Annotated in this window: 29 protein-coding genes; 14 read left to right on the forward strand and 15 right to left on the reverse strand. The window is 73.4% G+C overall.

From position 1 onward, the window contains the following. Positions 1–37: 37 nt before the first annotated feature. The 6 genes from FHR36_RS23200 to FHR36_RS23225 form a co-directional block, all read right to left on the reverse strand. Positions 38–550 carry a hypothetical protein gene (locus FHR36_RS23200; protein WP_253800095.1) on the reverse strand — a complete coding sequence of 171 codons (513 nt, stop codon included), beginning with the start codon at positions 548–550 and terminating at the stop codon, positions 38–40. Beyond that, positions 547–1,521, reverse strand: a complete 975-nt coding sequence (locus FHR36_RS23205; protein ID WP_253800096.1) for a DUF4129 domain-containing protein — start codon at positions 1,519–1,521, stop codon at positions 547–549. Before FHR36_RS23205 ends, FHR36_RS23200 begins: the two co-directional genes overlap by 4 nt. Positions 1,522–1,821: 300 nt before the next feature. Beyond that, on the reverse strand, positions 1,822–2,904 hold the full coding sequence (locus FHR36_RS23210) for a methyltransferase domain-containing protein (RefSeq protein ID WP_253800097.1): 1,083 nt from the start codon (positions 2,902–2,904) through the stop codon (positions 1,822–1,824). 77 nt (positions 2,905–2,981) lie between these two features. Continuing rightward, the gene (locus FHR36_RS39475; protein WP_308199624.1) at positions 2,982–6,047 is read right to left on the reverse strand and encodes an ATP-binding protein; all 3,066 of its coding nucleotides are present in this window, start codon (positions 6,045–6,047) and stop codon (positions 2,982–2,984) included. A gap of 537 nt (positions 6,048–6,584) precedes the next feature. Beyond that, positions 6,585–7,832 carry an RNA polymerase sigma factor gene (locus FHR36_RS23220; protein ID WP_253800098.1) on the reverse strand — a complete coding sequence of 416 codons (1,248 nt, stop codon included), beginning with the start codon at positions 7,830–7,832 and terminating at the stop codon, positions 6,585–6,587. Further along, complete coding sequence (locus FHR36_RS23225; protein WP_253800099.1) at positions 7,829–8,152, reverse strand: YciI family protein; 324 nt, start codon at positions 8,150–8,152, stop codon at positions 7,829–7,831. The genes FHR36_RS23220 and FHR36_RS23225 overlap by 4 nt, the downstream gene beginning before the upstream one ends. A 207-nt stretch (positions 8,153–8,359) precedes the next feature. On the opposite strand from FHR36_RS23225, the gene FHR36_RS23230 reads away from it, so the two are divergent. Then, positions 8,360–9,301 (forward strand): alpha/beta hydrolase, encoded by a 942-nt coding sequence (locus tag FHR36_RS23230; protein WP_253800100.1) that lies wholly within the window; start codon positions 8,360–8,362, stop codon positions 9,299–9,301. Positions 9,302–9,343: 42 nt separating this feature from the next. On the opposite strand, the gene FHR36_RS23235 is transcribed toward FHR36_RS23230, so the two are convergent. Continuing rightward, positions 9,344–9,937, reverse strand: a complete 594-nt coding sequence (locus FHR36_RS23235; protein WP_253800101.1) for a hypothetical protein — start codon at positions 9,935–9,937, stop codon at positions 9,344–9,346. A gap of 98 nt (positions 9,938–10,035) precedes the next feature. On the opposite strand from FHR36_RS23235, the gene FHR36_RS23240 reads away from it, so the two are divergent. Further along, entirely contained in the window at positions 10,036–10,512 is a 477-nt protein-coding gene (locus FHR36_RS23240; RefSeq protein WP_253800102.1) for a DUF6234 family protein, read from the forward strand. Positions 10,513–10,526: 14 nt separating this feature from the next. Here the strand turns inward: FHR36_RS23240 and FHR36_RS23245 are convergent, their stop codons facing one another. The 4 genes from FHR36_RS23245 to FHR36_RS23260 form a co-directional block, all read right to left on the reverse strand. Beyond that, a complete protein-coding gene (locus tag FHR36_RS23245; protein ID WP_253800103.1) occupies positions 10,527–10,766 on the reverse strand; it encodes a hypothetical protein in 240 nt (79 codons plus the stop codon). 20 nt (positions 10,767–10,786) lie between these two features. After that, positions 10,787–11,059, reverse strand: a complete 273-nt coding sequence (locus tag FHR36_RS23250) for a hypothetical protein (RefSeq protein ID WP_253800104.1) — start codon at positions 11,057–11,059, stop codon at positions 10,787–10,789. Between the two features lie 63 nt (positions 11,060–11,122). After that, positions 11,123–11,533, reverse strand: a complete 411-nt coding sequence (locus FHR36_RS23255) for a hypothetical protein (protein ID WP_253800105.1) — start codon at positions 11,531–11,533, stop codon at positions 11,123–11,125. A gap of 294 nt (positions 11,534–11,827) precedes the next feature. Then, positions 11,828–12,052 (reverse strand): CarD family transcriptional regulator, encoded by a 225-nt coding sequence (locus tag FHR36_RS23260; RefSeq protein ID WP_253800106.1) that lies wholly within the window; start codon positions 12,050–12,052, stop codon positions 11,828–11,830. 484 nt (positions 12,053–12,536) lie between these two features. Between FHR36_RS23260 and FHR36_RS23265 the strand changes: the two genes are divergently transcribed. Then, entirely contained in the window at positions 12,537–12,740 is a 204-nt protein-coding gene (locus tag FHR36_RS23265) for a cold-shock protein (protein WP_030918248.1), read from the forward strand. A gap of 94 nt (positions 12,741–12,834) precedes the next feature. Here the strand turns inward: FHR36_RS23265 and FHR36_RS23270 are convergent, their stop codons facing one another. The 3 genes from FHR36_RS23270 to FHR36_RS23280 form a co-directional block, all read right to left on the reverse strand. After that, positions 12,835–13,626 (reverse strand): alpha/beta fold hydrolase, encoded by a 792-nt coding sequence (locus FHR36_RS23270; protein ID WP_253800107.1) that lies wholly within the window; start codon positions 13,624–13,626, stop codon positions 12,835–12,837. A 63-nt stretch (positions 13,627–13,689) separates the two neighbouring features. Beyond that, positions 13,690–14,040 carry a hypothetical protein gene (locus FHR36_RS23275; RefSeq protein ID WP_253800108.1) on the reverse strand — a complete coding sequence of 117 codons (351 nt, stop codon included), beginning with the start codon at positions 14,038–14,040 and terminating at the stop codon, positions 13,690–13,692. A gap of 31 nt (positions 14,041–14,071) precedes the next feature. Further along, complete coding sequence (locus FHR36_RS23280; RefSeq protein WP_253800109.1) at positions 14,072–15,718, reverse strand: sulfite exporter TauE/SafE family protein; 1,647 nt, start codon at positions 15,716–15,718, stop codon at positions 14,072–14,074. A gap of 481 nt (positions 15,719–16,199) precedes the next feature. On the opposite strand from FHR36_RS23280, the gene FHR36_RS23285 reads away from it, so the two are divergent. Next, a complete protein-coding gene (locus FHR36_RS23285; protein WP_253800110.1) occupies positions 16,200–17,648 on the forward strand; it encodes a DUF4331 domain-containing protein in 1,449 nt (482 codons plus the stop codon). A gap of 80 nt (positions 17,649–17,728) precedes the next feature. Then, on the forward strand, positions 17,729–19,039 hold the full coding sequence (locus tag FHR36_RS23290) for a tetratricopeptide repeat protein (RefSeq protein ID WP_253800111.1): 1,311 nt from the start codon (positions 17,729–17,731) through the stop codon (positions 19,037–19,039). A 36-nt stretch (positions 19,040–19,075) separates the two neighbouring features. On the opposite strand, the gene FHR36_RS23295 is transcribed toward FHR36_RS23290, so the two are convergent. After that, positions 19,076–19,684 (reverse strand): TetR/AcrR family transcriptional regulator, encoded by a 609-nt coding sequence (locus FHR36_RS23295; protein ID WP_253800112.1) that lies wholly within the window; start codon positions 19,682–19,684, stop codon positions 19,076–19,078. A gap of 94 nt (positions 19,685–19,778) precedes the next feature. On the opposite strand from FHR36_RS23295, the gene FHR36_RS23300 reads away from it, so the two are divergent. The 9 genes from FHR36_RS23300 (at position 19,779) to FHR36_RS23340 (ending at position 26,118) form a co-directional block, all read left to right on the forward strand. Then, positions 19,779–20,192, forward strand: a complete 414-nt coding sequence (locus tag FHR36_RS23300; protein ID WP_253800113.1) for a DUF4345 domain-containing protein — start codon at positions 19,779–19,781, stop codon at positions 20,190–20,192. A 125-nt stretch (positions 20,193–20,317) separates the two neighbouring features. Then, entirely contained in the window at positions 20,318–20,692 is a 375-nt protein-coding gene (locus FHR36_RS23305) for a helix-turn-helix transcriptional regulator (protein ID WP_308199625.1), read from the forward strand. Positions 20,693–20,736: 44 nt separating this feature from the next. After that, entirely contained in the window at positions 20,737–21,009 is a 273-nt protein-coding gene (locus FHR36_RS23310; RefSeq protein ID WP_253800114.1) for a hypothetical protein, read from the forward strand. Positions 21,010–21,090: 81 nt separating this feature from the next. Continuing rightward, positions 21,091–21,534: an STAS domain-containing protein gene (locus FHR36_RS23315; protein WP_253800115.1), complete on the forward strand. Its 444-nt coding sequence runs from the start codon at positions 21,091–21,093 to the stop codon at positions 21,532–21,534. Between the two features lie 1,063 nt (positions 21,535–22,597). Then, a complete protein-coding gene (locus FHR36_RS23320; RefSeq protein ID WP_253800116.1) occupies positions 22,598–23,467 on the forward strand; it encodes a histone protein in 870 nt (289 codons plus the stop codon). Positions 23,468–23,470: 3 nt separating this feature from the next. Then, complete coding sequence (locus FHR36_RS23325) at positions 23,471–24,523, forward strand: SRPBCC family protein (RefSeq protein ID WP_253800117.1); 1,053 nt, start codon at positions 23,471–23,473, stop codon at positions 24,521–24,523. A gap of 89 nt (positions 24,524–24,612) precedes the next feature. Next, entirely contained in the window at positions 24,613–25,110 is a 498-nt protein-coding gene (locus FHR36_RS23330; RefSeq protein WP_253800118.1) for a hemerythrin domain-containing protein, read from the forward strand. Between the two features lie 113 nt (positions 25,111–25,223). Next, on the forward strand, positions 25,224–25,604 hold the full coding sequence (locus tag FHR36_RS39480; RefSeq protein WP_301330527.1) for a gas vesicle protein GvpO: 381 nt from the start codon (positions 25,224–25,226) through the stop codon (positions 25,602–25,604). Positions 25,605–25,674: 70 nt separating this feature from the next. Beyond that, positions 25,675–26,118: a gas vesicle structural protein GvpA gene (locus FHR36_RS23340; protein ID WP_253800119.1), complete on the forward strand. Its 444-nt coding sequence runs from the start codon at positions 25,675–25,677 to the stop codon at positions 26,116–26,118. Position 26,119: the final 1 nt, after the last annotated feature.

Consider the following 26,119-nt stretch of genomic DNA (forward strand, 5'->3'; position numbering starts at 1 on the left):
TCCTGGGGAGGTGGCGGTCGAGGGTGGGGCCGGGCGGTCAGAGCCGGTGCAGCTGGTCGACGAGCATGCGCAGGTCGGACTCGGTGAGCGGGCCGGGCGGGTCGGTGCGGGCCGGGTCGAGCCACGGCCAGACCTGCGGGCCGGTCAGTTCGGCGACCCGCTCGGGGTGGTGGTGGCGGGAGATCCGGTGGCGTTCCAGCAGCCGGGCGTCGTACAGGCGTTGGATGCGGTGCCGGAGCACCGGGCCGTAGCCGTCCTCGCCGCACAGGGACCGGTCGACCAGCTGCCGCCAGTCGCCGAGGTTGACCTGCCGGGCGTGCATCCGGCGGGCCTCGTCGCGGTGGCCGCGGTCCTCGGAGTCGGCGCCGGCCACGTACCGGGCGGTGGCCAGGGCGAGGACGGCGAGGACCAGGGCGCCGCCGCAGAACGCGGGCAGTCCGCCGACCAGCGCGAGGCCGGCCTCGGTCACGACGGCGAGGACGGCGGCGTGGGCGAGGCTGTGGGCGACGCTGCCGGGGGCGGGAGGCTTCATCGGGCGTGCTGCCTTCATCGGGCGTCCTCGGGGGCGGCCGCGGAGCGGTCGAGGCGGGCGGCGATGGCGTCCAGCGCGTCGCCTGCGCGGCGGACGTGGCCGGCGTCCATCGGGTGGGTGGAGTAGCGGGCCTCGCGGAACAGCTCCGCCAGGGTCTGCGCCTCGCGGGCGTCGTCCAGCCGGCCGGTCCGGGCGGCGCGGCTCAGCAGGTCGGTCGGGCTGTCGGAGTCCAGCAGGTCGACGCCGGCGTCGGCGAGTGAGGTCTCCATCGCCCGGTAGCAGGCGATCACGGCGCTGCGCGGGTCCGAGCCGCCCAGCAGCGCGGCCCGTCCGGAGGCGACCGCCTCGGCGAGCAGGCCGGCGGTGGCCTCACCGCCTGTCCCGTGCACGGGCACCGGTGCCGGCCCGGCGAGGCCGCGACGGCGCCACTGCCGGACGGCGAACACCACGGCCGCCGCCACGACCGCGGCCAGGCCCAGCCAGATCAGCCCGGCGCCGAGGTGGCCCGCCGAGTGCGGGGGCGAGCTGTCGAGGTCGGCGACCGCCCGGCCGGGCCTGCCCGGCGCACCGGACCCCATCGGCGGCGGCGTGGGGTGCGACAGGTCGGGGACGAGCGGCGCCGGACCGGCGTCCCGGCCGTGCACCAGCAGGAGGGCGACCGGCAGCAGGACCGCGCCGGCGACCAGCAGCCACCCGACCGCGTCAACGAGCCGCTCGGCCACGGCGTTCGGCGGCGTGACGGACCTCGCCCCGGCGCGGAACCGCCGGGCCAGCACACCGAGCAGCACCGCCGTCCCGGCGACCAGCAGGCCGATCAGGCCGGAGTGGTGGGCGAGCGGCGCGAGGTCGTGGCCGCGCGGCGGGTCGGCGTCGGGGTGCAGGGCGAGGGCCGCCAGGGCCAGCCCGAGGACCGCGGCGCAGGCCGCGGCCGTACCCGCCGTCCGCGGCGCGACCGCGCCGCGACGACCGGTGCCGCCTGTTCGCGACATGGTGGTGACTCCCCCGTGCTCCCCCGCGTCGGCCCGGTGCGCTGGTTGCGGATGTTCGGCCGACCGGGCGACAGCGTGGCACACCTCCGGGCGTTCTGTCAGCAGTCGAACGGCCGGACACGGCTGACCGGGTGTCGGCTCGCACGGTGCGGGAGCACGAGCAGCAGCCAGAGGTCCGGCGGATCGGGGGCCTCCACCAACGGTTCCTCCAAGTCCGGGGGCGGGGCGGTGACGCCGCCGTCATCGGCGCGGCCACCGCCCCGGCCCCGGGCCCACGGCGGGGGGACGCCGGAGGCACGGTCAGGGCCGGGCCTCCAGGACGATGTTGACGGGGGCGCTGTCCTGGGCGATGCGGCGCACGCGGGTGAGTCCGGCGGCGGCGAGGACCTCGCGCAGCCGGGCTTCGCCGGCCATCGCGCCGAGGGCGGCCGCCCCGGGCTGGGCGAGCGAGGAGGGGGTGCAGACCAGGGTGGAGATCGCGTAGCCGATCCGGGCGTACGGGTTGGCGAAGTCGTCGGCGAAGCGGTCGGCGGCCAGCGGCTCGACGACCAGGACGGCGCCGTGGTCGGCGAGGGTGGTGCGGGCGTGCGCGGCGGCCGCCACGGGGTCGCCCATGTCGTGCAGGGAGTCGGTGAAGGTGACCAGGTCGTAGCCCTTGCCGGGGTAGCCGGCGGCGTCGGCGACCTCGAAGGAGACCCGGTCGTCCACCCCGGCCTCGACGGCGGCGGAGCGGGCGTGGGCGATGGCGGCGTCGTCGGCGTCGAAGCCGGTGACCCGGGTGTTGGGCCAGCGCTGCCCGATCAGGATCGAGGACTGGCCCCAGCCGCAGCCCAGGTCCGCGACCCGCGCCCCGGCTTCGAGTCGCGGCGCGATCCCGTCGACGGCGGGGATCCACTCGGCGACCAGGCCGTGGACGTAGGCGGGCCGGGTGAAGCGGTCCTGGGCCGCGCCGAGCGCGGGGTGGTGGTCGCCCCAACCCATGCCGCCGCCGCTGCGGAAGAAGTCCTCGATGCGGTCGAGGTCGGCCCACAGGGCGGCGAAGCCGGGGAAGACGCCGATCAGCGCGGCCGGTCCCGCGTCGTCGGCGAGGACGGCGGCGTATGCGTCGGTGAGGGTGAAGCGGTCGGTGGCCGCGTCGTAGTCCAGGTAGCCCGCGACGGCGACGCCGCGCAGCCACTCCCGCACGTAGCGCTCGGCCAGTCCGGTGCGGGCGGCGAGGTCGGCGGGGCCGAGCGGTCCGGCGCCGGCGAGGGCGCGGAACAGGCCGAGCCGGTCGCCCAGCACCACCAGCGGTGCGGTGCAGGCCGCGCCGAGGTCGCCGAAGACGGTGCCCACGGCCTGCTCGATCAGGTCGGTCTCCGGGGCGGTTTCCACGGTCGTCATTTCGATCACCTCTCTCGGACGGGTGTCCTTGACCGAGAGGCGTGGGATCGCGTCCCACGGCGCGTGAGCCCCCGGGGTCACAGCTGCCAGTGGACGGGTTCGGCGGGCCGGTAGGCGCAGACCCGGCCGGTGGTGACCGAGGCCGACAGGTGGGCGCCGAGTTCCGGGTGGGCGCCGTCGATCCGGCGCAGCGTGTCGCGGATGCGGGCGGTGACGGTGGTGCGGGCGCGCTCCCCCTCGTCGCCGAGGCGCCGGCGGCGGCCGCCGAGGCCGTACACGTGGCGCAGTTCGGCGATCAGGGCGTCGCGCTCGTCCTGCGCCCGGGCGAGGGCGGTCGCGTGCCCGCCCTCGCGTGCTTCGGTGATCTCGGTGTCCAGCCGGTCCAGGCGCGTCCGGTAGGCGGCGCGCGCCGGTCCGTCGGCCAGTTCGTCGCTGCCGGGGGCGGGCGTGTCCTCGCCGGAGAGCAGGCGGGTGGCGGGGATCTCCCGGCCGGGGTTGGCCAGCAGCAGGGCCAGGTCGTGCAGGCCCTTGGCGTCCTTGAGGTGGGCGGTGCGCCCGGCGAAGGCGAGGGTCCAGGTCTCGCCGTCGCGGTGGAAGACGCGGTCGGTGCCGGGGTGGGCGAGCAGCGCCTCGGCGCGGTCGCGGAGCCGGTCGAGGCCCTGTTCCCCGGCGGCGGCACCGGCCTCGGCGATCAGCTGCCGGCCGGCTTCGCGGTCGGGCTCGCACCCGAGCAGGGCTCGGCCGAGTTCCAGGCGGGCGCGGACGGCGACCGGGCGGGCCCCGAGCCGTTCGGCCGCGGCGACCGCGGCCCGCAGGTGCTCGGCCGCCCGCTGCGGGGTCGGCGCGGCGAGGCCCAGGTAGAGCGCGACCGGCGCGAGGACCGCGACGGCGCCGCCGACCACGACGGTCTCGTCCGCGTACGGCAGCAGCCGCTCGTACCGGTCCGCCAGGACCTCCGGGACGGCGGCGGCGACGGCGAGTTCCACATCGAAGGCCACGCCCGGCAGGGCCTGCCACCGGTAGCCCGACAGGGCGTCGGCCGGGGGCAGGGCGCGCAGGACGGCGGCCGCGGCGGCCGGCTCGCCCGCCGCGAGGTGGGCGAAGCAGCGCGCGTGCGGCAGCAGTTCGGGCGGCAGGGCGGCGTCCCCGGACTCCTCCACCGCCCGCGCCACGCCCACGGGACCGTCCCGGGTCATCGCGGCGGCGATCCGTTGCGTCCCCGCCACGCCGGCACCGTCCGGCTCGCCGATCGCCGCGGCCAGCGCGGCGGCCTCCTGCGTGAGCCGTTCACCCTCCTCGAAGCGGCCCTGCAGCAGGGCCAGCGCCGCCTCCCGGGAGCGCACCAGATACCCGGCCCTGGGCAGCCTGGACCGCTCGGCCGCCTGCCCGGCCTCGTGCAGGGCGGTGACCGCCCGCGGATCGGCCAGCTCCACCAGGGCCACGAACCGGCACATCAGCGCCTCGAACTCCAGCTCCGCGTCACCGGCCGCGGCGGCCGCCCCGGCCATCGCGTCCGCGATCTCCAGGCGCCGCGCGGCCGTACCGGGCGCCCACTCGACGTCGTGGCGTGCGAACAGGGCGGTGGCGAGCGCCCGTTGGTCGCCCGCCTGCCGCGCGACCCGGGCCGCCTCGCACGCCCGGTCGCGGGCGGACGCCACGTCCTGGTCGGGACCGTCCGCCGACTCCCGGGCCCAGGCGGCGAGCACCCGGGCCCGCAACGCCTCGGCGCCCGGCTCCCCGCGCAGGGCGGACTCGGCGTGTTGCAGCAGGGTGATCAGCTCCCGCCGGGAGTCCCCGCTGCGGACCCCCGCGCGGTGCAGACCGAGCGCGGCGGCCGCAGCCGCAGCCGGGCCCGGGGAGGCCCGCGTCACGGCCCGGAAGCCGTCCACCGCCTCCTCCCGCATCCCGGCGCTCAGCTGTGCCTCGGCCAGGTCCAGCCGCAGCCCGACCGCCCGCGGATCGCCGTCCGGGCACAGCCGGACCGCCCGGCGCAGGTGCCCGACGGCGTCCTCGTACCCCAGCTCGGCCATCGCCGCCCGCCCCGCCCGCGCGGCGAAGTCCACCGCCGGCTCCACCGGGCCGACCGGGAGGGCCGCCGCGTAGTGGCGGGCCAGTTCGGCGACGTACCCGCTGCCCTCCAGCGCCCGGGCCACCGCCAGATGGGTCCGCGCGCGGGACCCGGCGGGGAGCTGTGCGAGCAGGTGCTCGCGGAACAGGTCATGGACGAACCGGTGCTCGCCGTCCTCCTCGGGCGTCACCACCCGGGCCGCGACGGCGGGCTCCAGCAGCTCGGACAGCCGCTCCTGCGGCCGGTGGTCCACCGCCGCCAGCCGACGCAGCGAGAACCGCCGGCCGAGCACCGCCGCGGTGGCGAGCAGCCGGGCGGTCGGGTCCGGCAGGCGGGCCAGGCGCCGCGCCACCAGCTGGCCGACCGCGACCGGCACGGCCCCGCGATCCCCGCCCGCCGCCCGGAGGCGGGCGACCTGCTGGACGAAGAACGGGTTCCCCCCGGTCCGCCGCCACACCGCGTCCGCCGGCTCCTCGCCGACCGGCCCGCCCAGCCGGTCGAGCAGCGCCCCCACACCGTCCGGCGTCAGGCCACCGAGCTGCACCACGTCGAGGCCGGACAGCGCGTGCAGCGGATGGTCCGCGGCGAGCTCGACATCCCGGTACGTCCCGACCAGCAGCAGCCGCTCCCGCCGCGCCCGGACGGCCAGGTGTCCCAGCAGCAGGACCGACGCCGGGTCGGCCCACTGCAGATCGTCCAGCACGACCAGGAGCGGGCCCAGGGCCAGCAGCGTCTCGGCGATCCGGTCGAACAGCGCGAGCCGGGCGCCCCGGGCGTCGTCCCCGACCGGCCCGTCCGGGCCCAGCACCGTCCCCGCCCGCTCCCCCAGCACCTGGCGCCACGGCCACAGACTCGGCGCGCCGCCGCCGTCCTCGCACGCGCCCCACATCGTCGCCGTCCCCCGGCCCGCCGCGTACCGCACGAGCTCGGCGGCCACCGCGGTCTTCCCGATCCCCGGCTCCCCCGCCAGCAGCACCGCCCCGCCCCACCCGTCCGCGGCGAGGTCCACGGCCCGGTCCAGCGAGTCCATCAGCGCCGAACGGCCCACCAGCGGCGCTTCCATCCGCACGGCCACAGCAGCATTCTCCGCCCGGCGCCACCCACCGACCACCGGCCCGCGCCCCTCACGCACTTCGCCACAGCGGCGGGTGAGGTAGGGCCGTCTCCGCCGCGTCGCCCGCCGCCAGCCGCCAGCCGATGGGGACGCTCGTACGCCGCCCACAACTCCGCGGCAGCCGCCCGCGCCCTCACCCGACATCGGCAAGCGACCCACCCCGAACGGTCGGTCCGCGCGGGTCGTCACGGCGGCGAGTGAGGTGCGCCATCTCCTCCGTATTCCCCGCCGCCAGGCGACGGTCCGCCCGTACGCGACCCACGACTCCGTGGCAGCCGTCCGCGCCCACACACAGCAGGCGAGCGACCCACCCCCAACGGTCGGACCGCGCGGCTCACGGAGCGGCGGGCAGCTCGTCACGGCGGCGGGTCAGGTACGCCATCTCCGCCATGGTGCCCACCGCCAGGCGAAGGTCCGCTCGTACACGGCCCAAGACTCCGTGGCAGCTGCCCGCGCCCACACACAGGCGACCCACCCCGAACGGTCGGTCCGCGCGGCTCACGGACCGGCAGGCAGGTCGTCGCGGCGGCGGGTCAGGTACGCCGTCTCCGCCGCGTTGCCGGCCAGGGCGATGGCGCGGTCGTACGCGGCCCGTGCCTCCCCGCTCCGGCCGAGGCGGCGCAGCAGGTCGGCGCGGGTGGCGTGGAAGGCGTGGTAGCCGTCCAGCGGCAGGCCGTCCACCTGGGCCAGGGCGACCTGCGGGCCGTCGAGTTCGGCGACCGCGATCGCCCGGTTGAGGCGCACGATCGGTGAGGGGTCGAGGCGGACCAGCTGGTCGTAGAGTTCGACGATCTGCGACCAGTCGGTGTGCCGGGCGTCGCGGGCGTCGGTGTGGACGGCGTTGACGGCGGCGAGGAGCTGGTAGCGCCCCGGCGGCAGGCCACTGGCCAGGCGGGCGCGGACCAGGGCGTGACCCTCGGCGATCAGGTCGCGGTCCCAGGCGCGGCGGTCCTGCCGGTCGAGGGGGACGAGTTCGCCGTCGGCCGAGACCCGGGCGGGGCGCCGGGCCTCCGTCAGCAGCATCAGCGCGAGGAGCCCGGCGACCTCGCCGTCCTCCGGGAGCAGGGCCCGGACCAGCCGGGTCAGCCGGATCGCCTCGGCGGTCAGGTCGCCGCGCACCGCCTCCTGACCGGGCTCCGAGGACAGGTACCCCTCGTTGAAGACCAGGTAGAGGACGGCGAGCACGCCGGAGAGCCGGGCCGGCAGGTCCTCCCGCGACGGCACGCGGTACGGGATACCGGCGACCTTGATCTTCTCCTTGGCGCGGGTGATCCGCCGGCTCATCGCCGTCTCCTGGACCAGGAACGCGCGGGCGATCTCCGCCACCGTGAGCCCGCCGACCATCCGCAGCGTCAGCGCGATCCGCGCCGCTACGGCGAGCGCGGGGTGGCAGCAGGTGAACAGCAGGCGCAGCCGGTCGTCGTCGAGGGCGCCGGTCGGCCGCGCGGTGCCGGTCGGCTCGGGGGTGTCAGACAGCATCAGCGCCTCCCGGTGCTTCTCCGCGCGCCGGGCCTCCCGCCGGATCCGGTCGATGGCCTTGCGCTGGGCGGTGGTGGTGAGCCAGGCGCCGGGACGCGGCGGGACGCCGTCGACGGGCCACCGCTCGACCGCGGTCGCGAACGCCTCGGCGGCCGCCTCCTCGGCCGTGTCGAGGTCGCCGAAGCGCCCGGTCAGCGTCGCGACCACCCGGGCCCACTCCTCGCGGTGGGCCCGGGTGATCGCCGCTGCGACCTCGCCTCCGGTCACAGGAACGGCCGGACCTCGACCTTGCGGTTGCAGGCCTTGGACCCGTCCGCCGCCAGCGCGAGCGCCACGTCGAGGTCGGGAGCCTCGATGATCCAGAAGCCGGCGAGGAACTCCTTCGACTCCACGAACGGCCCGTCGGTCACGATCGCCGCCCCACCGCGGTTGTCGATCACCGTCGCCGTCTCGGGCGTCCCGAGGCCGCCGGCGAACACCCACCGGCCCTCGGCCCGCAGCCGGTCGTTGAACACGTCGATCGCCACGTCCTCGTCCGGGGTGGCGAGGCCGGGCGCGTCGAAGATCACGGAAAGCAGGTACTGCATGGTGGATCGTCTCCTGTTGTCCTGTGGCCGCCCCCTCGGGCCGCCTCTCACCCCTTCTACGATCGCCGCCGCCCCGATCCGACACTCCGCGCCGGGATTTCTTCGAGGAATTCCGTACGCCGCTCCGCTCCCCCGCCCCCGTCGGCGCGCCTCCGGTAGCGTTCGCGAGATCACCACGACACCGCACCATCCGGACCGGGGGACCCAGTGACGGCAGCCGACAACCTCCACCACCAGCTGGCCGACGCCGAGTTGGCCGCCTTCGTCGAGGCGGTCCGCCGCGACCCCGGGCCTTCGGCCCGTGAGCTCGGCGCGGCCGGGCTGCGCCGGGCGCAGCGTTCGCGGGTCGCGGGGCAGGTCCGCGGGCCCGAGGTCGACACGGTGTCCGACCTGACCGTCGGCCCCGGCGACGTACCGGTCCGGCTGTACCGCCACCCGGGCGCGGACCGCGGGACCGTGGTGTTCCTGCACGGCGGCATGTGGGCGATCGGCGACCTGGACTCGCACGACCGCCTCTGCCGGCGGTTGGTCCACGGCGCCGGCGTGGCCGTGGTGGCCGTCGACTACCGGCGGGCGCCGGAACACGTGTGGCCCGCCGCGGTCGACGACGCCGTGGCGGTCCTGCGCTGGGCGCACACGGACGCCGGTGCGACCACCGGGACCGCCGGGCCGGTCGTGGCGATGGGCGACAGCGCGGGCGGCCACCTCGCCACCCTCGCCTGCCTGCGGCTGCGCGACGAGGACGGACCGCTGCCCGCCCTCCAGGTCCTGGCCTACCCCAACACCGACCTCACCCTGTCCCGGCCGAGCGTCCGGACCAAGGGCACCGGCTGGGCACTGGACGCGGACGCCGTCGCCTGGGGAGCCGAACTGTGGGTCCCCGACGCCTCGCGCCGCGCCGACCCGGCCGTCAGCCCGCTCTACGCCGAACTCGGCGGCCTGCCGCCCGCGGTCGTCGTCACCGCGGAGCACGACCCGCTGCGCGACGAGGGCGACGCCTACGCGACGCGTCTGGCAGCCGCGGGCGTACCGGTGCGGCACCGCTGCGAGAGCCGGCAGATCCACGGCTTCCTGACCCTCGACGCCCTCTCCCCTGCCGCCGCGGCAGCCGGCGGGCGGATCTTCGCGGACCTCGCCGACCTGCTGTGACCCGGGCCCGGCCCTGGTGCCGGCTCTCGTGTGCGGGCCCGTTCAGCCGTCGGACGGGAAGGCCGGGTCCACGGTGATCACGACGTTCGGCGCGTGGCGGCCGATGGTCTCCAGCAGCAGCTGAGTGTCGAGCTGCCAGAGGTGGACCGGTCGGCTGGCCGTGATCAGCTCCCACGGCCGGCCGGCGGCGCGCTCCGCCGCACGGATCGCGGCCGGGTTCTCCGTCCCGCTCGGCAGGGCGGGCGCGCCGGTGAGCCGGTGCACGCCGACGTACGGCATGCCGCCCGTCGCCTGGACCCACAGCTCCACGGCGGTGATCTCGTTCCACGGCACCCGGGCGCAGCCCTGCTCGTACCGCAACGGGTACCCGCCGAGCAGCACGCCCTCGGCATCGACCCGCAACGCCACCCGGCCGCCGCGCACCGACGCCGACGTCATCCCGACCGAGAGCCCGGCGGTCACCACGGCGAGCACCCCCAGCGCGACCACCACCCAGCCGAGCACGCCCCCGCTCACCGCGCCGACCACCAGCGCCGACACCCCGACCCCGACCCCCACGACGGCGGACCGCCGCTTGCGGATCGCTTTCGGGGTCCACCCGTAGCGACACTCGTACACGTCTTCGTGTGTGGTCACGGGAGGGAGTGTGTCAGCCGGACGGCCATGGCGGAAGATCTTCGGCCGGCGGCGTACCGGCCTGGTGTACGGGCCTGACGCCGGGACAGAATGAACTCATGCCCGAGGCACCCGAGTTCCTCTCCCGCGGACCGCAAGGATGGCCCGCATCCGAATCCCGGCGCTCCGCACTGGCCGCCGACCGGGTCAGGCTGTTCGCCGACTCCGTCTTCGGCATCGGCCTGGCAGTCGCCCTGGGCGTGGTGTACCTGGTCGGCGTCCTCTTCATCGACCTCGCCGCACGGCCGTTCACGGCGAACCCGAAGGACCCGGCCGCCGTCGCACAGCGCGCCGCCGGGGAACGGGCCGCCGACTCTCACTTCGTCGTCTGGACCGCGGCCTTCCTGCTCCTCACCCTGACCGTCGCCGTCCTGGCAGCCCGCCGGAAGTCCCCTTGGACGGCCGGCCCCCAGTTCGTCGTCGCCGCCCTCCTCACCCTCGCCCTCGTCGCCGTCCTGCGGGGCCCCACCGCCGACACCCCGGCCCGCCCCGACCCCGCCGCCCCGATCTGCCGATCCGGCTCCACCTGCCCTTAGCCGGGGTGTTCGGATCAGTCGCCGACGGTGAGCGTCGCATGTTTCTCGACGCCGAGACCGGCCAGTACGGCGCGGAGCCGGTCGAGCGCCGCGTCCGGGTCCATGCCCGGCGCGATCTCCAGGTCGAGATGGCACTGTCCCATCCCGCTCCCGGCACCCGTGATCTCGCCCTCGGACCCGAACGCGGCCTCCAACGCCTCCTCGACCTCATCCCGGTCGATCGGCAGGCCCACGAAGACGATCTCGACGAACACCGCACTCCTCAACTCAACGCTCAAAGGCCCAGGGCGTACGGAAGACCAAGGATCCAGGCGGCCCGGCCCGGGTCGCCCTCGGCGACGCGCTCCAACGTCTCGACGAACCACCGACGCTCGTCGGACTCCATCTCACCGAGCTCGTGGGCGACGCCCTCCAGTGTGCTCAGCGCGACCTGCGCGTCGTGTCCCACCGCGACGAGATCCTCCAGGGTCGCGACGGCGGTCAGCAGGGCCCTGACCACAGCGTCGCCCTGCACCACGGCGCTGCTCCCCTCGGGCTGACTGATCACGCGACGATGCTGCCACGCGCACCGCATCCGGGGGACATCGCCCCGCACCCGGAACCTTCGCGGTCAGCGGTACGGCTGGTGGTCCTCGCGGTGGGTGGTGGTGCCGCCGGCCAGGCGCCAGGAGCGGCTGCGGCGGGAGAGGATCCACGCTTCGGGGGCTCGGCGGGCTGCGGCGATCCAGGCGGCGAGCTCGGGGAGGGCGTGCGAGCGCAGGACGCTTCGCGCGTGGGCCCGTTCGGTGCCCGGAAGCGGCGAGATGCGGATCCGTGCGGTGGACCAGACGCTCGGGTGGAGGCCGACGCCGTAGTTGGAGCGGATCGGCGGGATCCACTCGGCGTGCAGCAGCGTCCCGTCGTCGCTCGGCCGGTCGACGAACCGCAGGTCCACCTCCTCAGCGCCGGGCACGGCACGCAGGTCGGTCGGGGTGAGCGGCCACGACAGGTCGCGGGGCAGGCGGCGGTTACGTGCGGACACCGCGCGAGGATGGCATACGGCCAGGTCAGGGCACAGGTGGGTTTCCGCTGATGCCCGGACACCCGCTCGCGGGCCGGGCGGACTCCACCCACAGCCGCTCCTCATCCGCGAGGGCGCACGGCCTCACCGCGACCACACCCGGCGGCGTACAGGGCGTGACGCGGGCACGGCGGAGCACGACCGCGGCGGACCTGCGCGGCGGCGGCCCTCCGTCGCGACAGAACGAGGTGTGGGCGACGAAGCGGCACGCAGGCCCTCGTCGAGGGTGCTGTGGGGCGCCGCCCACGAGGGGGATCAGAGCTTGTGCATGGGCCCGTACGGCGGGGTGACGCGCACCTGTCGCGATCCGAAGTCGACGAGGACAGCGGTGTCGCCGTCGCCTTCGACACCGATGACGCGGCCGAGGCCGTACGCGTCGTGGGTGACCCGGTCCCCGACTGCGAACCGCTTGGGCGGCGCCTCAGTCCGGGCCTTGAAGGGGCTGGTGGGCAGGGGGCGGCGAGCTGCATATTCGGTCATTCCTTCGAGTATGCACGCACGAGCGCGAGACGGCGACCTCTTCGGGAGAATTTCACGCTCGCGCGCCGGAATTTTGCGGCCGACCGGCGGCCTCGACGCGCCCTCGGGCGGGGCGTCGAGGCGAAACCAGAAGCGCCGCCCCCCTCGAAGGGCACCTCCGGCAAAAAAATCATCAGCGCGGGCGAGGCAGCCGTCGCGTCACCAACCGGCCTGCTCTCAGGGCGCGTTGGAGCCTCCAGTGGCCCGGGACCGGACGGTGCTGGGGAGGTCGCCACGAAACCGGGGGCGAAATATTCACCCGCTGCGGGCCTCGGCCTGCTAGAGTCGTTTTCAGTTGCAGTAGTGGTTCCCATGAACTTTGTGTGCGCCTGCTGATGTATCGCAGGCGCATTTTTGTTTCCCGGCTCGTCCCGGGTGGGTGCTCCGCGGCGACTCGAGGCCCGCGTTGTGCGGATCTCGAACAGCCCTTTTTAGGAGATTTTTTATGGCTAATGGCACTGTGAAGTGGTTCAACGCGGAGAAGGGCTTCGGCTTCATCGAGCAGGAGGGTGGCGGCCCGGACGTCTTCGCCCACTACTCGAACATCAACGCCAACGGCTTCCGCGAGCTGCTCGAGGGCCAGAAGGTCGAGTTCGACGTCACCCAGGGCCAGAAGGGCCCGCAGGCCGAGAACATTCGTCCGCTGTAGTTCTTCTGCACGGCACCTGCCCAGCAGCGAGGGGCCCGCACCGCGTTCACGCGCGGTGCGGGCCCCTCGGCATTGCGTGGCCAGGACGCATTCCTCACGAAGCCACGTGGCGCTCCAGTGCGGTAAGGAATGCGTCCTGGTTCTCGAGGTGGCAGGCGTGGTCGCCGGGAAGTTCGAGAACTCGGGTGTCGGGCAGCCGTTCGTCGAGGACGGCGACGACCCGCTTGAGCCAGTCGGCGGTCACGGTGCCGTGGACCAGGAGGACAGGGCACCGGATGCCGGCGAGTTCGGCGACCTCGCGGTCGGGCCGGTCGGCCTGCTCCGAGCTCCACGACAGGGCCGTCCGGTGCGGGACCCAGCTCTGCCAGGCGGGGTGGTTGCGCGCCTGGTCCTTCGACGGCACGAGTCCGGCGAGTTCGAGGAACTCGGCCAGGTCGTCCTCGCTCACGTCCTGTCCGGCCAGCGCATGCAGGAACCGGTTCAGTCGGACGACCTCGGGGGTGGACTCGCCGAGGCCGTCGAGAATCCAGTACGCCGCCGGCTCCACGAGGGTCAGCGTCCTCACCCGTCCCGGATGGGCCAGGGCGAACTCGAGGAGCGCTCGCCCGCCGGCGGACCACCCCGCGAAGTCGGCGGTCTCGACCCCGAGTGCGTCCAGGGTCATGAGCAGCGATTCACGTTCGACCGCCGCGGTGTACCCGGCGTCCCCGCGCTCGCCGGCCGAGCCGAGTTCGTTGTGGATCGGCTGCACCCTGACGGTCGTCCGGCTCGCCGACAGGGTCTCGGCGAGGGGCGTCCACGACACCCAGCCGGTGAGCCCGCCGGGCACCAGGACGATCGGCGGTCCGTCGCCCTTGACCTCGTTGACCAGGACCCTCGGTTTCATCGTCCACCTCTGACGGTCAACAGCAGATCTCCTCAACGTAGCCGCGACCCCGATGTCGCGCGATCACGTCCGCGTCGGCCGGGGGACGTGGCTCGCGTCGCCGCCGAGCGCGGCGTACAACTCGGTCCACCGTCGGTCGGTGTCGGTCGGCGGTTTGCCGTCGCAGAAGGCCTTCGTCCCGTTGGCGGTGTAGAAGCGCATCATCTCCAGCACGGCGCGCGGATCGGATTTCTCCCCGCCGGTGTACTTGATGCCCGGCGCCTGGCGCTGGTGCTGGAGGCAGGACGGGGACGGTGTGCCGGGCTGCGCGTCGAAGCTCCCCGACCCCGCGCCTCCGCACGCTGCCAGCAGCGGGGCGGCCACCAGGGCAAGGACGTACCGGACAGCGGATCGGCCTACGGGGCGTGCGGTCATGATGGACGGCCTCCGGTGGGAACGGTGGTTTTCACAGGGTCGCGGGCAGGCTGCGGAGGGCCAGGCCCGCTCCCACGGTCAGGATGAGCAGCGCGGTCAGCAGTGCGCTGTACGGGGCGATCCGGTGGAGTCGGCGGGCGATCGGTCCGTCCGTGGCATCGGCGAGCCGGTCCCCGAGACGGACCAGGAGCAGGCCGACCGCGGTCAGCGTGGCGGCCATGCCCAGGCCGTAGGCGACCACCAGGGCCGCACCGAAGAGGGTGCGGCCGAGGGCGACGGCTCCCAGCAGGACCACCAGTGCGGACGGGCTGGGGACCAGGCCTCCGGCGATACCGAGGCCGATCAGTCCGCGTCGGCCGGGTGCGTCCCGGTCGTGGTGGTGATGGTGGCCGCCTCCGAGCAGCCCGTGCCGGTGGCCGTGGCCGTGGGAGTGGCCGTGGGAGTGCCCGTGGTCCTGCTCGTGGTGGGCGGCCGGATGCGGATGCGGATGCAGGTGCGCGTGGGCATGTGCGTGGCCGGACGGTGCGGCCGAGGCGTGGGCGAGTTCTCTGGCCGGCTCGCTGTGCGGTTCGGCGTGGGAGATCGGACGACGGTCGGGGCGCCGGGTCTGAACAGCGCGCCGGATCGCGTCCCGGAGCAGTCCGGCGCCGACGAGCGCGACCAGGGTGCCGCTGAGCACGCCGAGCCAGCCGAGCAATACGTCGCCGGCCAGTGAGGAGAATGCCGTGAGGCACAGGCCGATGACGAGGACGCCGGCGGTGTGGGTGACGGTGACGGTGGCCCCGACGGTGACCGCGTCGCGGGTACGGCCGCGGCGGCCCGCGAGGTAGGCGGCCATCACCGTCTTGCCGTGACCGGGCAGTAGCGCGTGCCCGGCGCCCAGCACGATCGACAGCAGGACGGCGAGCAGGCCGAGCGGCACGGTCAGGCGCCGGGCGGCACCAAGTTCGGTCAGCCGGGTGTCGAGAGCGGCGAGCCAGGCCGTGGGCCCGGACCCGCCTGCCGTCACGGCCGCTCCCTGAACGGAGGCCGCACCGGCTCCGGGCCGTACGCGGAACTCGGCGTGGGTGACACCGCTGGGGCTGTCGAGCAGGTCGCGCGGGTAGGTCCGCAGCTCGTCGGAGACCGAGGTGGCCGGGACGTCGGACCGTTCGAGCGTGGCGCCGTCGCCGCGGGCGGTGATCTCGTTCCATCCGACCCGGCTCGGGTCGCTCCCGGTGGCGACGCGAATCGTGGTGCCGCCGGTCGGGAGGCGGAGCTCGGCGCGCAGTCGGCACTCCAGGCGGCTGGTGCGCAGTCCCGCCGCGCCGTCCGCGTAGGCGAACTGCGCCGCGTCGGTGCTCCAGGCCAGCGGTGCCGCGCTCTGGTCGGTGGTCGCGCGGAGTCGCTGCGCGACCTGCCCGCACTGCTCGGATGCCCAGGCGGCGCGCTCGGCGTCGTCGACCGTGCCGTCACCGTTGCGGTCGACCTCGGGCTGGTCCTGGAGCGTGGGGATCTCGGCGGCGTCGGTGACGGCGAGGACCGCGACATGGTCCGGGTGCACGGTGAAGCCGAGGTAGTGGTTGAGGGAGAAGTTCCCCAGGGGATGGGCCCCGGCGGCGGGTGCGGCGGCGCCGAGCAGGAGCAGGGCGCCTGCCACCGCTGTGCCCGTCCGGACGAGGAATCGCGGGACCGCCATGCTGGGCCTCCGAGAACGAGCCGGGTGCCGCGGCGGCGAAGCCCGGCCCGGCGGGAAGGGGAGCGCGGGCCGAACGGCCCGACGCACACCATCCGGGGCGGACCGTGCGGTGGGATCGGTACCACTCCGGACCGAGCGGCGGGATCACTCCTTAGGGCCATGCGGTTCGGAGGTGAGTTCGAGTAGATCGAAGATCCGATCGACAGCCGCCCGCGGGCCCTTCATCGGCACAACACCGGCTTTGACCAGGAGAACTGACGGAGCGGCGACTGCCTCGGCCGATCGGGCGGCCGAGTGCGGCCGGGCGAGTGAGATCGCTGGTCCACGAGGGTGAGTCGACCAGGCCGGGACCGCCCCGCTCCCGAAGCCCGGACGGGATCCGGTCCACAGTGCCGAGTGCGGCCACCGAGCCGGATCCTCGCTCCGCGGCTGCCTGCCCGGAGCGGACACCGCCCGTCAGGGAAGCGAGAACGCCACCCGCATGAACGTCACCCGCCCATCCGCCCGCAGAAGCGCCACCGCCCGCACCGCGGCGATCCTCACCACCATGAGCCTGGCCCTGGCCGGCACCGCGGTCCTCGGCGCAGGTGCCGGGGTCTCCACAGCCTCCAGCCACCGCGAGGCGCCGCTGGTCGCCGCCGACCCGCAGGTCGACAACACCGACGTGTACGCCTTCACCAGCCCGGACAACCCGGACACGGTCACCCTGGTCGCCAACTGGCTGCCGTTCCAGGAGCCCAACGGCGGACCGAACTTCTACCCGTGGGCCGACGGCGCCCACTACGACATCAACATCGACTCCCAGGGCACCGGCCGGCCCGACATCACCTACCGGTGGACCTTCCACACCGACGACCAGCGCGGCACCAACACCTTCCTGTACAACAACGGGCCGGTGAACAACCTCACCGACCCGACCCTGCTGTTCCACCAGTACTACACGCTGCAGGAACTGCGCGAGGGCTGCGACCCGGTCACCCTGGTCGAGCACGGCACCGCCGCGCCGTCCGACACCGGCCGGGCGTCGATGCCGAACTACGCACAGCTGCGCCAGCAGGCGACCGTGCAACTGCCCGGCGGCGGCCAGACGGTCGCGACCCAGGCCGCCGACCCGTTCTTCCTCGACCTGCGGGTCTTCGACCTGCTGTACGGCGCCAACCTGTCCGAGGTCGGGCAGAACACCCTCGCCGGCTACAACGTGAACAGCCTGTCCATCCAGGTGCCCAAGAGCAGCCTCGCGTTCAAGGGCGACCCGACCCGCAACCCGGTCATCGGCGTGTGGTCGAGCACCGAGAAGCAGACGCTGAAGCTGAGCCCCGGCAAGGCGGACCCGGTCGGCAAGTACGTGCAGGTGTCCCGCCTCGGCAACCCCCTCGTCAACGAGGTCGTCCTGCCCGCCGGTCTCAAGGACGCGTTCAACTCCCTGCCGCCGTCGGAGGACCACAACCAGCCCGCCGTCGTCGCCAAGGTCCTCGACCCCGAGGTGCCCAAGCTCGTCCAGGCGATCTACGGCCTGCCCGCCCCGGCCACCCCGCGCACCGACCTCCAGGAGATCTTCCTCACCGGCATCGCCAAGGCCGCAAACGGGCCCTTCGCCGTCGACCTCAACTCCCAGCTCATGAACCAGGACATCGACCCCAAGCGGTTCGTGCCCGCCGAGGAGCTGCGCCTGAACATGTCCACCCCGGTCACCGCCAAGCCCGACCGGCTCGGCATCCTCGCCGGCGACTTCCAGGGCTTCCCCAACGGCCGGCGCCTGACGGACGACGTCCTCGACATCGCCCTGCAGGTCATGGAGGGCGCCACCCCCGGCCACCTGATCCCGGCGCTCGCGGCCGGCGACAAGGTCGACACCGCCGACAAGCCGTTCGGCGCCGTCTTCCCCTACCTCGCGCTGCCGTACGACAAGGCCGTCAACCAGCCCGGCTGACGCACCCGTGCGGGTGGCCGCCGGCGGCGGCCGCCCGCACAGCTCCGGTCCGTCCCCACCGCCCGACCCGAGAGGCCCCCATGCGCCGCCTGGCACTCCTGATCACCACGGCCGCGCTGTGCGGCGGCCTGGCCGCGCTCGGCACCGTCGGCAGGGACGGGAGCGGCCACGGTTCCCCGACGGCCGATGCCGCACACCCGGCGTCCACCGCACCGGTCGGCGACAGTTCGCTGACCCGCGCGATCGCCGCCGACCAGCAGCGGCTGCGGCAGGTTCCCGGCGACGCGACCGGGTGGGCGCGGCTGGGCGCCGAGTACGTCGAGCAGGCCAGGCTCACCGCGGATCCCTCGTACTACCCGAAGGCCGACGAGGCGCTGCACCGCTCCCTCGCCCTGGCCCCCGAGGCGAACACGGACGCGCTGACGGGCCTCGGCGCCCTCGCCAACGCCCGCCACCTCTTCGACCAGGCCCGCGACTTCGCCGAACAGGCCGTCGCGGTGTCCCCCGCGCACTGGCCGGCCTACGCCGTGCTCGCCGACGCCCTGACCCAGCTCGGCGACGACAGCGGCGCGACCGAGGCCGTGCAACAGCTCCTCGACCGCCGGCCGGGCACGGCGTCCTTCACCCGCGCCGCCTACGACCTCGAACAGCACGGCCGCATCGACGACGCCCGCACCGCCCTCCAGCAGGCCCGCGACGGCGCCTACGACCCCGCCGACCGGGCCTTCTGCCAGTACCAACTGGCCGAGCTCGACCGCAACTACAACCGCACCCAGGAGGCTCTCAGCGGCTACGAGCAGGCCCTGCACACCGACCCCGACTACACCCCGGCACTCGCCGGCCGGGCCCGCGCCGAGGCCGCGCTGGGCCACAGCGAGGACGCCGTCCGCGACTACACCGCCGCCATCGCCAAAGTCCCGCTCCCCCAGTACCTGCTCGAACTCGGCGAACTCCACGACTCCCTCGGCCACGCCGAACAGGCCCGCGAGCAGTACCGGCTCCTCACCGCGGAGCAACAACTCGCCGCAGCCAACGGTGTCGTCGACGACCTCACCCTCGGCCAGTACCAGGCCGACCACGGCGACCCCGCCCAGGCCGAACAGCTGCTCCGCGCCGAGTGGAACCGCCGGCACAACCCCCTGGTCGCCGACGCCCTCGCCTGGGCCCTCCACCGCAACGGGCACGACACTGAAGCACTCGACTACGCCAACGAGGCCCTCGCACACGGCTGGAACAACGCCCTCTTCCGCTACCACCGCGGCGAGATCGAGCGCGCGCTCGGCCGGACCGACGAAGCGAGGAGGGACCTGAGCGCCGCCCTCGCCACCGATCCCGGATTCTCGCCCCTCCAGGCGCCACGCGCCCGCGAGGACCTCCGCGACCTGAGCTGACCTGACCTGACCTGAGCTGAGCGCTGCCGTCGTTGTTCAGCGGGGCCAGTCGGGGGCCGGGTCCTCGTCGAGGAGGGGTCTGATGGCGCCGAGCACCGCACCGATGCAGATGTCGCGCAGTTCGGTGCGGGTGCAGGTCTGCTCGGTCAACCAGTCGACACACAGCACCTGAACGAACACCAGCCAGCTCCTCAGCACGCCCGACACGGCCTGCCGGGCGCTGTCGTCGGCGTGCGGGAGCGCGCCGAGCAGCCGCTCGCGCAGGGCGTCGAGTTCGTCGGCGATGATCGTCTGGACCACGCGGTCCCCGGCCAGGACCCGGTTCGCCGCCAGCACGGTGTTGCGGTTCTCCGCGAAGTACTCGATGTGGGCGTCCAGGCCCTCGACGAGCTGTTCGACCAGCGTGTCGGCGGGGTCGAACCGGGTCTTGGCGAGCAGCTGCTCGGCGGCCTGCCGGTAGAGGGCGGCGAAGAGGTCGCGCTTGCTCGGGAAGTGCCGGTACAGCAGTGCCCGGGAGACCCCGGCCTGCTCGGCCACGTCCTCCATCAGGACGTCGTCGTACGGCTGCGCGGCGAACAGCTGCGCGGCGACGGCGAGGAGCTGGGCGCGGCGTTCGTCGGGGCTGAGCCGCTGTCGGGGGGACACGGCGACCATGCTACTTGACACACGTCTACTATCCGGCCGTAACCTGGTGGCGCACCTAGTTGACACACGTCTACTAAGAGGGGTGGCGGTCGCCATGACCAGGGCCAAGGCACTGCGGGGACTGGTCCTCGCCATGGGGTACACCAACGTGGCGATCGGACTCTTCCACGTCCTGCTCGGCAACGCCGCGACCCCGGGCGCCGGCTCGGCCGGCCCGACCGTCGACAGCCTCGGGCGGTTCCTCGGCGCGATCTTCGCCGGGTACGGCCTCGCCTGGATCTGGGCCGCCCGGCAGTCGCCGATCCCCGCCACAGCCGTGCGCTGGCTGGCCGGCGTGTTCCTGCTCGGCGCCCTGGGACGCCTGCTGTCACTCGCCGTCCACGGCTGGCCGCACTGGTTCCAGGTGGTCCTGACCGCCATCGAGCTGGCCCTGCCGCCCCTGTTCCTCTGGCTGGCCGACGCCGAGGAGCAGGCCCTCCGGCCGGTCGGCGCCCACGCCGGACCGTAGGCGGCCGGGACACCGATCCGCCCAGCTTCACAACGGACGGCACCTCGCGAGCGCCCGACCTGCCCGGCTCGCCGGGCTTCGAATTCATGTCTGACAAAACCGGCATTTTGGTTCATACTTGTCCTGTGGCGAACGAGCACGAGGCCCGCACGAGCTGGACGTTCCTCACCCAGCACGCCCGGGTGCTGCTGATGATCTCGCGCGACCCGCAGGTGCGCGTACGGGATCTCGCCGCCGCGTGCGAAATGACGGAGCGGGCCGTACAGGCGATCATTACCGACCTGGAGACCGCCGGTTACCTCACCCGCACCCGGCACGGTCGCCGCAACCACTACCGCATCACCCGCCACACGCACTTCCGCCATCCCGCCGAGGCCGATCACGAGATCGCCGGCTTCCTCGATCTGTTCGCCGACCTCTCACCGCCCGCCGGCGCCGAATCCGGCCGCGACACCCGTCCGGGCAACCGGCACGGGAACGACCACGGCGCCAGTTCCTGACCGGCCACTCGCCCGGATCCCCACACTCAACGGGGAGGGAAGCGATGACCGACATCGACACCATCACCAGCGACAGCGCATTGCCCGCGGAGGCGGCCGCCAAGCTCGCCGAGCTGAAGCGCCGGGCCTGCGCCGCGATGGACCACTGGAACAACGGCAACCGGAGGGGCGCGCTCGACGCCCTCACCGCCGCCATTCCGGCGGCCGCCGCAGCCGCAACCGCCGTGAACATCATGCTCGAGCTCGAACGCGCCGCAGCCCACGCCCGGGCCCAGGGGCACCGTCCCTACGACGACGTCACCGACCGGTCGGGATGAGAACCGCGGGGCAGCCCAGGCCATGGCCCGGGCAGGCCCGCACGTCATGCCAACTGCTCCATTCGGAAGGGAGCGCGACCCATGAGCACTCGGCACCTCCCGCCGCCCTCCCCCACCCACTACGACGCCCCACCCCCGCTGCTGATCACCGTCACGGATCTTCCCGGTACGGCACTGGTCCTCCACCTCGACGGGGAGATCGACCAGGACCAACGCGCCGCATTGGAGAACGCGCTCGAGGAAGCCGTCGAAGCCTGCCCCCCACGGTTGGTCGTCGACCTGTCCGGCCTCACCTTCTGCGACTCGACCGGCCTCAACGCCCTCCTCAGGACCCGGCTGGCCGCCCACGCCGCCGACATCGACCTCGTGATCGCCGCTCCGCCCGCACAGGTCCGACGGCTCCTGGACATCACCGGCGCCGGCCACGTCCTGACCACCTGTGCCAGCGTCCGAGCCGCCCTGCACGACCACGGGACGAACCGGCCGCTCCCCCGGGAAGGCATGCCGCCATGCCGAGCGGGCTGACGAGGAGCAGAAGGCGCATCGGCCGGCCGACGGTGTACGCGTTCACCGGAGACCTCCACCAGGGCGCCGCCGGCGAAGCGCAGCAGGTCCTCGTCGGTCTCCTCGTGCACCATCGGCTCCTGCTGGAACGCTGGGCGGTCGCCCACTGGGCAGGGGCGGTGCCCGTGGTTCAGCGTCCGGGCCGCTCTGCCGCTCGCGCCGAAAGGCGGTCCAGCTCCGCCGCATCGAGGCGCTCCGTGTCAGCGATCGCGCGCAGCGCCCGCCACAGTGCGGCCTTGCCTTCGACGGCCCGCAGACCGCAGAGGTGACACCGCGTCACCACTGCGGCAAGCGCTTGTGGGGAATGTCGTCCGCGGTCAATTCGCCGTTCCGTCTTTGCAGGTCGAGGCGCGGCTTCCGTCACCGTGGTCGCGGTGCACTCCCTGGCGCCGTACCGCTGATCCGCTGGGAATCGAATTGGCCTCGACTTGTTCGTACGCAGGGTGTGCGGCCTTCCCATCCGGGTAGGCGCGGCCACCGGACCAGGGAACCCGGGCTGTCGGAGGGCCGCCCGGCCGGCGGAACGGACACGGAGGACGCGATGCTTCTGACCACGTGCCGGAGGCGTACGGCGGTGCGGCGCTGGCGCGCAGGATCGCCCGCAAGCACCCGCCGGTGGGTCCCGACGCCCCCGATCCCGACCGGCCGGCGCAGCGAGGCCGCCCTCGTGTTCCGCAGCACCGCACGCCAGGACGAGCCCCTTTCGGCCCGCATGTCACGGCATCACTTAGGCACCGCCCCCCGTGCTGCCGGAGGGGCGGCTGACCGGCGCCGGTCCCCTTATCGCATCCTGCGGACGCGCTGACCGCCCGAACTCGAATGCCGCCGGTGGTGCGGCCGACGTCTGGAGGGTCCGCTCGCCGACGGGTGCGGAGCCCGACAGCGTGTCACGGTGTTCCGCATGGCTGAGGCAGCCCGGTTGGAACTCCGCAGCTGCGGCGCCGGGGAGACCGCCTCGCATCGCGCCCGCCCCTTGCGCGGTGCCCGTTCATCGAGAAGGGGCGCTTGTTGAAGGGATCACCTGATGAAGGACACCACCAAGGTCGCGCTGGCCGCCGCGGTGGCCGGCGGATACGTTCTCGGTCGCGCGAAGAAGGGGCGGCTGGCTTTCGCCGCCGCCACGTACATCGCCGGACGGCGGTTCGGCCTCGATCCGCGGCAGTTGGCCACCGAAGGGCTCCGCAAGCTGAGTGAGGTTCCGCAGGTCGCGGAGCTCAACGAGCAGGTCAAGGGTGAGCTCCTGGAGACGGGCAAGCGTGCTGTGGTCGCCGCCGCCAACCGACGCGTCGGCGAGCTCGCGGACACCTTGCGCGAGCGCACGCTCAATGTCGGCAAGCCGAAGCCGCAGGACGCGGACGAGGAGGAGTGGGAGGAGGACGAGGAGCCGGAGGAGGACCAAGAGGCCTACGACGAGGAGGAGCCGGAACCGGACGAGGAGGAAGAGGCCGAGTACGACGAGCCGGAGCCGGACGAGGAGGAGGAAGAGCCGGAGGAGGACGAGGAACCCGAGGAGAAGCCGCGCCAGGAGCGTTCCCCGCGGCGCCACGGCAGTGCGAGCGGCGAGCGCACCGGTCGGCGGTCTTCCGGGGCAACCCACGATGCCGACGCGAAGCCCTCGCCCGAGCGCAGGCCCGCGAAGAAGGCGGCAGCCAAGAAGGCTGCGCCGAAGAAGTCGGCACCGGCTGCCAAGAAGGCACCGGCGAAGAGCGCTCCGCCCGCCAAGCGCCCGGCGAGCCGGACCGGACCCGCCAAGGCCCCGGCCAAGAAGACCACGGGCCCGAAGGCCGCCGCCCCGGCGAAGAAGGCCCCGGCGAAGAAGGCTCCGGCGAAGAAGGCCGCGGCCAAGAAGACCGCGCCCGCCGCGTCCTCCACACGCTCCAGCCGCAGGAGGTAGGCCATGGCCACGACAGAACAAGAGGCCCCGGAAAAGTCGGGTTTCGACAAGCTGCGTGAGGAGGCCGTCCACTATCTCGGGGCCCAGGTGGAACATCTGGTCGAAAAGGCCGGCGACAAGGTCTCCGACCTCACAGGCCAGCTCGGCGAGGTCGCCGAGAACGGGGGCGTCCTGCCGAAAGTTGGCGCCCGGGTCCTGCAGGGCGAGTCTCCGGGCAAGGCCTTCCTCGGTGAGAAGGCGAAGGGCATCAAGGACAACGTCGTCGACAAGGTCAAGGGGATGTTCGGCGGCGGCAAGCCCGGGCGGAAGTCCGGCAAGAAGCCGATGAACATGATCGAGACCCTCGACGTCGGCGTTCCCGTGCGCACCGCGTACGACCACTGGACCAAGTACGAGGACTTCAGTGGTTTCGCCAAGGGCGTGCAGAGCGTCTCGCAGGGCGACGAGGTCACCACCGACTGGAAGGTCAAGGTCGGGCCGTCCAAGAGGAGTTTCAAGGCCACCGTCCAGGAGCAGGTGCCGGACGAACGCATCGTGTGGACATCCGAAGGCGCCAAGGGCAGCACCCGCGGCGCAGTGAGCTTCCACGAGATCACTCCCACGCTGACCCGCATCGTCCTCGTCGTCGAGTACTACCCCGCGGGGTTCTTCGAGAAGACCGGAAACATCTGGCGCGCCCAGGGCCGCCGACTGCGCCTGGACTTCAAGAACTTCCAGCGCTACGTCTCGCTCACCAACGACGAGGCCGAGGGCTGGCGCGGCGAGATCCGCGACGGCGAGGTCGTCAAGACCCATGACGAGGCCATGGACGAGGAGGAAGCAGCCCAGGAGCAGGAGGACCAGGAAGGCGAGAACGAGGAGTACGAGGACACCGAGGGCGAGGACGAGTACGACGACGCAGAACCCGCGGAGGGCGACACCGGGGACGACTACGACGACGAGGAGGAATACGAGGAGGACGTTCCCGAGGACGATGACGCCGAGGAGTACGAGGACGAGTACGACGACGAGGCCGAGGAGGACGAGCCGGAGACCGCTGACCGGGCCCGCCGCTGAACCGCGACGGCCCCGGCGCCGGTTCGGCGGACGCCCTTCCCCGCCGTGCGCACACTCCACCGATCGAGGAGAGGAAGCGAGGAACGACCATGTCCACTGACGCCATCGTGCTGCTGAAGGAGGACCACAAGGAGGTGCGTCGTCTCTTCCGGGAGTTCGAAGGCGCCGACCGACACGCGACCGAGGTCAGGGCCGACCTCGTGAGCAGGATCGTGGAAGCCCTGACGGTCCACACCTACATCGAGAACGAGGTCATGTATCCGGCGGTCCGCGAGCGCGTGCCGGCCCTGGAGCAGGACATCCTGGAGTCCTATGAGGAGCATCATGTCGCCGACCTCCTGTGTGCCGAGTTGGACGTGATGGCGCCCGACGACGAGCGGTTCGACGCGAAGACCACCGTGCTCATCGAGACGGTGGGGCACCACATGGAGGAGGAGAACGACTGGTTCCCCAAGGTACGCGACGCTTTGGGCCGCAAGGAGCTCCAGGAGATCGGGGCTCACATGCTGGAGGTCCGTGCCACGGCACCGCACCGGCCCGAGCACCCGAGCTCGCTCCGGAAGGCAGCCGACGCACTCCTGCGGTGACACGGGGTGGGCGTGGCCCTGGACCGACGCACTACTGATTCGCGCAGAGAAGGACGGAAAGACGCAGGAACCCGGGGGTGCAACCGACACGTCACCGACTCCGGAGCAGGCAAATGGCCGCAGGCACTGAGGACATCACCGAGGATCGCGAGCCTGACCATGAAGGCCGGCACGAGCCTCGAACAGCTCCGCGGCGCCGCGTTTCCAAGCGCGCGGTGTCCAAGCCCCATCGGCGGCTCCCGGCCGCCCGCGCCATGCGCTCCGCAGCCGAACAACTCGCCGAACTGCTCGGCCGGGCACCGGAGTCCGTATCGGCACTCAAGCCGACCGACGAGGGCTGGCAGGCCGACGTGGAGGTGGTGGAACTGGAACGGATCCCGGACACGACCAGCGTGATGGCCAGCTACCGCGTCACGCTCGACGAGGAGGGGGAACTGCTCTCCTACCAGCGGGTCCGCCGCTACAGCAGAGGGCAGATCGACCGGCCGAGGTGACACGCACACCCGACCGTGCCGGGGGCACACACCCGCCGGGCACACCGGCGGCAGGCGAGAGGAGGCACCCGTGACAGTGGTGCCGCAAGGCCAGGCCGGCGTTGCCCAGGGCGGGAGCACCGGCAGTCTCTACGACATTCTCGAGCTGATCCTGGACCGCGGGCTGGTGATCGACGTCTTCATCCGGGTCTCCCTGGTCGGCATCGAGATCCTGAAGATCGACATCCGGATCGTCGTCGCCAGCGTCGACACCTATCTTCGGTTCGCCGAGGCCTGCAACCGCCTCGATCTGGAAGCAGGGCGGAAGGCGCCGACCCAGCTCACCGACATCGTCGGTGAGGTCACCGAGGGCGGTGCGCACGGCAAGAGCAAGGGCGCGCTGTCCGGTGCCGTGGAAGCCGTGACCGACACCCTCCACCTCGGCCGCGACAGCGACGAGGACGAGGACGAGGAGCGGCCCGCGCCCAAGCGTGAGCGGCCAGCGCGCAGGCCGACCCGGCGCCGGGAGGAATGAC

The sequence above is a fragment of the Kitasatospora cinereorecta genome, assembly GCF_024172095.1.
Classification (GTDB): Bacteria; Actinomycetota; Actinomycetes; order Streptomycetales; family Streptomycetaceae; genus Kitasatospora; species Kitasatospora cinereorecta.

What these genes read in the sequence shown, in the direction of transcription:
- FHR36_RS23300 (WP_253800113.1), top strand. Translation starts at nt 19,779, where the DNA reads ATGACCAGGGCCAAGGCACTGCGGGGACTGGTCCTCGCCATGGGGTAC.
- FHR36_RS23290 (WP_253800111.1), top strand. Translation starts at nt 17,729, where the DNA reads ATGCGCCGCCTGGCACTCCTGATCACCACGGCCGCGCTGTGCGGCGGC.
- FHR36_RS23275 (WP_253800108.1), bottom strand. Translation starts at nt 14,040, where the DNA reads ATGACCGCACGCCCCGTAGGCCGATCCGCTGTCCGGTACGTCCTTGCC.
- FHR36_RS39480 (WP_301330527.1), top strand. Translation starts at nt 25,224, where the DNA reads ATGGCCGCAGGCACTGAGGACATCACCGAGGATCGCGAGCCTGACCAT.
- FHR36_RS23285 (WP_253800110.1), top strand. Translation starts at nt 16,200, where the DNA reads ATGAACGTCACCCGCCCATCCGCCCGCAGAAGCGCCACCGCCCGCACC.
- FHR36_RS23210 (WP_253800097.1), bottom strand. Translation starts at nt 2,904, where the DNA reads ATGACGACCGTGGAAACCGCCCCGGAGACCGACCTGATCGAGCAGGCC.
- FHR36_RS23320 (WP_253800116.1), top strand. Translation starts at nt 22,598, where the DNA reads ATGAAGGACACCACCAAGGTCGCGCTGGCCGCCGCGGTGGCCGGCGGA.
- FHR36_RS23270 (WP_253800107.1), bottom strand. Translation starts at nt 13,626, where the DNA reads ATGAAACCGAGGGTCCTGGTCAACGAGGTCAAGGGCGACGGACCGCCG.
- FHR36_RS23205 (WP_253800096.1), bottom strand. Translation starts at nt 1,521, where the DNA reads ATGTCGCGAACAGGCGGCACCGGTCGTCGCGGCGCGGTCGCGCCGCGG.
- FHR36_RS23310 (WP_253800114.1), top strand. Translation starts at nt 20,737, where the DNA reads ATGACCGACATCGACACCATCACCAGCGACAGCGCATTGCCCGCGGAG.
- FHR36_RS23200 (WP_253800095.1), bottom strand. Translation starts at nt 550, where the DNA reads ATGAAGGCAGCACGCCCGATGAAGCCTCCCGCCCCCGGCAGCGTCGCC.
- FHR36_RS23265 (WP_030918248.1), top strand. Translation starts at nt 12,537, where the DNA reads ATGGCTAATGGCACTGTGAAGTGGTTCAACGCGGAGAAGGGCTTCGGC.
- FHR36_RS23280 (WP_253800109.1), bottom strand. Translation starts at nt 15,718, where the DNA reads ATGGCGGTCCCGCGATTCCTCGTCCGGACGGGCACAGCGGTGGCAGGC.
- FHR36_RS23325 (WP_253800117.1), top strand. Translation starts at nt 23,471, where the DNA reads ATGGCCACGACAGAACAAGAGGCCCCGGAAAAGTCGGGTTTCGACAAG.
- FHR36_RS23240 (WP_253800102.1), top strand. Translation starts at nt 10,036, where the DNA reads ATGCCCGAGGCACCCGAGTTCCTCTCCCGCGGACCGCAAGGATGGCCC.
- FHR36_RS23260 (WP_253800106.1), bottom strand. Translation starts at nt 12,052, where the DNA reads ATGACCGAATATGCAGCTCGCCGCCCCCTGCCCACCAGCCCCTTCAAG.
- FHR36_RS23330 (WP_253800118.1), top strand. Translation starts at nt 24,613, where the DNA reads ATGTCCACTGACGCCATCGTGCTGCTGAAGGAGGACCACAAGGAGGTG.
- FHR36_RS23315 (WP_253800115.1), top strand. Translation starts at nt 21,091, where the DNA reads ATGAGCACTCGGCACCTCCCGCCGCCCTCCCCCACCCACTACGACGCC.
- FHR36_RS23225 (WP_253800099.1), bottom strand. Translation starts at nt 8,152, where the DNA reads ATGCAGTACCTGCTTTCCGTGATCTTCGACGCGCCCGGCCTCGCCACC.